General features: G+C 66.0%; 4 protein-coding genes and 1 pseudogene. 3 read left to right on the top strand and 2 right to left on the bottom strand.

Going from position 1 to position 4,997, the window contains the following annotated elements; genetic code table 11:
• Positions 1–125 precede the first annotated feature (125 nt).
• Positions 126–539, bottom strand: coding sequence for a hypothetical protein (locus ABZY12_RS34145; RefSeq protein ID WP_356897322.1), 414 nt, complete (start codon positions 537–539; stop codon positions 126–128).
• An 83-nt stretch (positions 540–622) separates the two neighbouring features.
• On the opposite strand from ABZY12_RS34145, the pseudogene ABZY12_RS34140 reads away from it, so the two are divergent.
• Positions 623–1,086: pseudogene (locus tag ABZY12_RS34140) on the top strand (transposase family protein).
• A 172-nt stretch (positions 1,087–1,258) separates the two neighbouring features.
• Here ABZY12_RS34140 and ABZY12_RS34135 read toward each other — a convergent pair.
• The gene (locus ABZY12_RS34135; RefSeq protein WP_356897320.1) at positions 1,259–2,737 is read right to left on the bottom strand and encodes a hypothetical protein; all 1,479 of its coding nucleotides are present in this window, start codon (positions 2,735–2,737) and stop codon (positions 1,259–1,261) included.
• A 341-nt stretch (positions 2,738–3,078) separates the two neighbouring features.
• Between ABZY12_RS34135 and ABZY12_RS34130 the strand changes: the two genes are divergently transcribed.
• Together ABZY12_RS34130 and ABZY12_RS34125 are read left to right on the top strand one after the other, a co-directional pair.
• The gene (locus tag ABZY12_RS34130; protein ID WP_356897318.1) at positions 3,079–3,711 is read left to right on the top strand and encodes an RNA polymerase sigma factor; all 633 of its coding nucleotides are present in this window, start codon (positions 3,079–3,081) and stop codon (positions 3,709–3,711) included.
• Positions 3,708–4,799 (top strand): CU044_5270 family protein, encoded by a 1,092-nt coding sequence (locus ABZY12_RS34125; protein ID WP_356897316.1) that lies wholly within the window; start codon positions 3,708–3,710, stop codon positions 4,797–4,799. Before ABZY12_RS34130 ends, ABZY12_RS34125 begins: the two co-directional genes overlap by 4 nt.
• Positions 4,800–4,997 lie beyond the last annotated feature (198 nt).

Here is a 4,997-nt window from a genome sequence, read left to right as displayed (position 1 = left end):
CTACGAGCGCAAAGCCAGCCACTTCCTCGCCTTCACCAGCATCGCCTGCACCCTCATCTGCTACCGCCGCCTCACCAAATGAGACGGCTTGTAAGAGTTGTCCCGTAATCCTGTGAGGCTGAGGGTCAGGCTGCGTCCGGGGCGGTGCCGATGGCGCCGGCCGAGCGAAGCGAATGCCCGAGGTCTCCGGTGAGGAGGCGGGGGTATCGCCGCCACCACCACAGGTCGGGGCCGGGGAGCCTGTGGAACTGGTCGAGTGCTATGCCGTCGTCGTCGATGGTCGCGGCCTTGTACCGGTCGTCCAGAGCTTTGATCTGCGGGGTCCAGAGCTGAACGATGTGGTCGTCCAGCAGGAGCCACGCCTCGTGCAGCCAATTTCGGCAGTAGAGGTCGTTGGTGTACTCGTGGATGTAGTCGCCGTAGCCGCGCTCGATGGCGCCCACCAGGGCGGCCCACGCGTTCACCATTCCAGCGACCGTGAATGCCGTCCGCCAGCCGCGCTGGTGCAACAGTTCTCCGACTTCGGTTTCCGTAGCCACGGGTGGAGGTTCTCATGCCGAATCCGCACGGGCGACTGAGATGTGTCCAGCCAGAGGCAGGAGAGCCCCACAGCGTGATCAAGATGAGGCGATCTTGCCGTGGCTGGTGTGATCAGGCGTCGGAGCCGTCCTGGATAGCCCCGTTCACAGGGCTGAGACCGTGGCGGTTCGGCAAGCTGGTGACCGTGCTGCGACGTGAGGGTGCGGACGCGGTCCGCAAGACCGGCCGTGGAGCCTGCGACAACGACTGCAAGGCGTGGGAGGGATCCGGCGCCAAATCGGCTGTCGGCAAGACCACCACGATCGCCGACGGCGGCTACCCGGGTACCGGACTCGTCATCCCGCACCGCCGCGAGCGAGGCCAGGCCGAACTGCCGGCCTGGCAAGAGGAACGCAACAAGTCCCACAAGCAGGTCCGCGCCCGCGTCGAGCACGTCTTCGCCCGCATGAAGACCTGGAAGACCCTCCGCGACTGCCGACTCAAGGGCGACGGCGTCCACCACGCCATGGGGCATCGCGCCTGCACAACCTCGCCCTCGCCGGATAGGCGAGCGGGCCGTACCGCGGCCTGCCCCGCCCGAGGCGGCCCAAAGATCATTTACGGGACAGCCCTTGGCCGGACGGATTTTCTGGCGATCCGAGGGGACTGGCCGGTTGCGGTCGCTGTGGAGGTGAACGCGTGCCCTGGCGTCATGCTCTGACGAGACTGTGAGCGCGACTCAGGGCTGCGTCTGCTTCAGAAGCCCCTTGATGGAAACCTCCGAGTTCACGGAGACCCAGTTGAGGCCGTACCTCTCGGCCTCTCTCTCCACTTCACTCTCGTCCAGGCCTTCATAGATGCCGTAGATCGACTCGCTCTTCTTCTCCTTCTTGAAGTTGAATGAGGAAATGAAGACCTGGGGTTCCTCTTCCGGCGACCAGAAAGCTGCTACATAGCGAGGCTTGCGAGTCACGTTGATCAAGTTGGCGTTGTAGCGCACCCTGCCGTGATATATGACATGCATGCCGCAGTCCTCGGGTGGGCAGAAGTATCTCCCTTCCGACTCGATCCAGGAAAGTTTTTCGTAGTAGAATTCGTCGTCGAGCTTCCCGCGGTCCTGCCTCAGGATGGCGAACTGGAGAACGGCGTCCAGCGTCTCGTGCTTGGTGTTCTTGGGGAGGGTGATGACTTTCTCCATCCTGAATTCTTCCCCGGCGTCCAGTGTTGACCCAGGGCCTTGGAACTGTCCGGATGCGATGATCTCACCATCAGTCTTCGTCTCGAAGGCCTCTGCCTCCGGGGTCCACCACCCGCCATCCTCGCTGCCTTTCCATTCCTTCATCCCTTCGCCTGTCTTCGAGAACTCGGCCGAGTATCCCCAGACTGTGTAGTCGTCGACGACGATGTAGACCGGAATCCCTCCGGCGTTCTTTGCGTACAGCTTGAGGGGGACATGAATATAGGGTGAATCGATGTCTGCCTGTGGTGTCCCGAATTCAGCTTTCAGGGTGAAGTGCGAGGGGGCGGCAATGGGCTGATAGATAATTGAATAACCTAGGCTGACGGCTGTCAGGAGCGCCGTGATGGCAACCCCTGCTGTGAACTTCTTGGGGTGCGGTATCCCTCTCCAAACTTTTTCGTGGATGAGGATGTGGAGCGCCCATAGCGACCATAGCCACAAAGCGAGGAAAAGGAGGACATTGGCTATGAATTCTCGTTCCCGCAACCACAGGAAGAGGAGAAGGGTTGTGGTGGCCAGTGTCATCAGTACGCCGACAAGGACCAGTGCTCCGGAGAGCCTGACCTGCCGGCGGCCCCAGTAGTCGACGACCGCAGGCAACGCGATGCCCTGAACTGCGCCTGCCAACAGGAACACAACACCGACCAGACGTTGCGCGAAGGTCAGTGCTCCCAGGGCGTCCGCCCAGCCGATGACGGCGTGCAGAGCCAGCGAGCCGAGCAGTCCCAGGAGCATCAGGGCGATGACCACACGGCGTCTCCAGCCTCTGTCGTCGGGCCAGACGCTGCTGTCGCCGCCACGCCAGTGGACGCGCGAGCGGTCGTCGAGGTCCATGTCGTCGGGGTAGCCGAGACGGCTGAGTACCTTCCGCAACTCGCGGAGGGACCAGGCGCTGCCCACCGCCTTGTCGTGGATGGTGATCCGGCGCAGACCGCGCCGGTCAGGTGGCTCGACGATCACCCATGGTCGTATGTCCATGGGATCACGCTCGGCGTCCCGATCGCCATGTGCACGCCGAGCTGCTGCGTTCGAGTGAATCAAAGGCTGATCGCTGACAAGGTCGGTGTGGGGGCAGGTGGCAACCTCGACTCAGCGCCTCCCTCGGGCCGCTGTCGCTACCGAGCAGCCGCCCAGGCGGGCGGGATTACATCCGGGACCAGATGAGTACGGCCGCACGGTTCAGCGCGGCCGGGTAGGCGATAGGTCGACGTCCAGGGGGACGGCCGGGGCGATACGAGCGACACTGACGCGCCGCGAACGTGACGTGGCTCATAGGAACCCTTCGGGTCGGCCGGACAGTCGAGAGTGTGACCACCGAAATGCGCGCACGTATTCGGGCCGGAGACCCCCCGGCTTTTGCAGAGCTCTTCGACTCCTGTGCCAAGAGCGTCTACAACCATGCCTTCCGCCTGACCGGAGACTGGTCGGTCGCGGAGGACGTCATGTCCGCGACCTTCATGGAGGCCTGGCGCCTGCGTCACACAGTGGACCCTGAAGGGGGGCCGCTCAGGCCGTGGCTCCTGGGCATCGCCACGAACGTCGCCCGTAACCACGTACGCGGCAACCGCCGCTACCGGGCCGCGGTCGCCGCGTACGTGGCGAACGGCGCAGCACACCTCGAGCTGCCCGACCCGGCCGACGAGGTCGCCGGCCGGCTGGACGACCGGCGCCGTATCGAAGCCACCCTCACGGCGCTCGGCAAGCTCCGCAGGACCGAACGAGAGGTCCTCGTCCTCTGCCTGCACGAGGGACTGGAGTACACCGAAGCCGCGAAGGCGCTGCGCATTCCGGTCGGCACCGTCCGCTCCCGCCTCTCACGAGCCCGCGGCAAGCTGCGCAGACTCGCCGCCTCGGAACTGGAGCGGAGAGATCGGGAACCCGCTGCCGGCCCGCGACAGACAACAGGTGACCGCGCGAACGCGGTCCGGCCCGCACAGGAAGGAATCCGATGAACGTCAACCCCTCCCAGCACCGCCCGGTCGGCATGCAACAGACCGGAGAACTCCCGACGTTCGAGGAGCGCGACCTTCCCGCGGGCCGCCACCAGTTCCACAAGGAGCGCCTGATGAGCCAGATCCACCACGACCGCCTTCCCGACGCCGGGGCCCAGGCGTCGCCCAGCCCGCGCAACCCCTTCCTGCGCAGGGCGGTCCTCCTGCCGGCCGCGACCGCGCTCGTCGGCGCCCTGGCCGTCGGCGTCCTTCTCTTCGCGCCCGGCGACGCCGGCGACCTCGAGGACAGCCGCGCGAGTGGACCCGTCCTCACCACCGAGATCGGTGCCGCGGACCCCAAGGGCGCGCGGCCGCTGCTGGACCGCATCTCTCTCGCCGCGGCAGACACCCGCGCGCCGCGACCGGGCGCGGGCCAGTACGTCTACATCGAGACGAAGACGGCGAACACGCATGTCAGGACCGTCGACGGCAAGGCATCTCTCGTCAGCGAGCCCCTCCACACCCGCCGGTCCTGGAGGTCCCCCGACGGCCTCAAGGGGTGGCTGATCGAGCCCGGCAACACCGGCCCGGAGGGCATCACCCTCGGGGGCACCGACGAGAAGGGCAACGTACCGACGCCGCATCTCGGCGCCCCCTCCCACGACTACCTCGCGGCCCTGCCCACCGACCCGGACGCCCTGCTGCGGAAGATCTACAAGGAGACGGAGGGGCAGGGGAGCGGGCCGGACCAGCAGGCATTCACCACCATCGGGGACCTGCTGACCGAGAGCTGGCCCTCGCCGCAGCTCACTGCGGCGCTCTACAAAGCCGCAGCGAAGATTCCGGGAGTGGTCTCGGTGAACAGCGCGACCGACGCCGCGGGCCGTCGTGGTGTCGCGGTCGCCCGGCTCGACGAGACCAGCGGCCAGCGCACCGAATGGATCTTCGACAGCAAGACCCTCACCTTCCTCGGCGAGCGGACCGTCCAGGTCGAGAAGGCCGCCGCGGACGGCGAACTCATCAAGCCCGGCACCGTCGTCTTCACCCACGCGATCATGAATCGGGCGTTCGTCGACGCCATCAAAGAACTTCCGGCGAGGCAGAGCTGACACACGACACGGCCACACTCAGGGACATCGAGCGCAGGGAACCCTGTAACCATGTCTGACTGGCCGGCCCGCGGATAGTCGCGGCCACCAACCAGGCGGCGAACCAGGGCGACGTTGCCCTGGGCGGTGCCCTCGTACCCGGCGTACCGGTGCAGATAGCCGACCGGCCAGCAGGAGTACGCGCCGAGCGTGTAGGGG

This window comes from Streptomyces sp. NPDC006551 (genome assembly GCF_040611675.1).
Taxonomy (GTDB): Bacteria; Actinomycetota; Actinomycetes; order Streptomycetales; family Streptomycetaceae; genus Streptomyces.
Note: the sequence above shows the minus strand (reverse complement) of the source record. Positions and strands in the feature narration are given on the sequence as shown.

What these genes read in the sequence shown, in the direction of transcription:
- ABZY12_RS34135 (WP_356897320.1), bottom strand. Translation starts at nt 2,737, where the DNA reads ATGGACATACGACCATGGGTGATCGTCGAGCCACCTGACCGGCGCGGT.
- ABZY12_RS34130 (WP_356897318.1), top strand. Translation starts at nt 3,079, where the DNA reads ATGCGCGCACGTATTCGGGCCGGAGACCCCCCGGCTTTTGCAGAGCTC.
- ABZY12_RS34125 (WP_356897316.1), top strand. Translation starts at nt 3,708, where the DNA reads ATGAACGTCAACCCCTCCCAGCACCGCCCGGTCGGCATGCAACAGACC.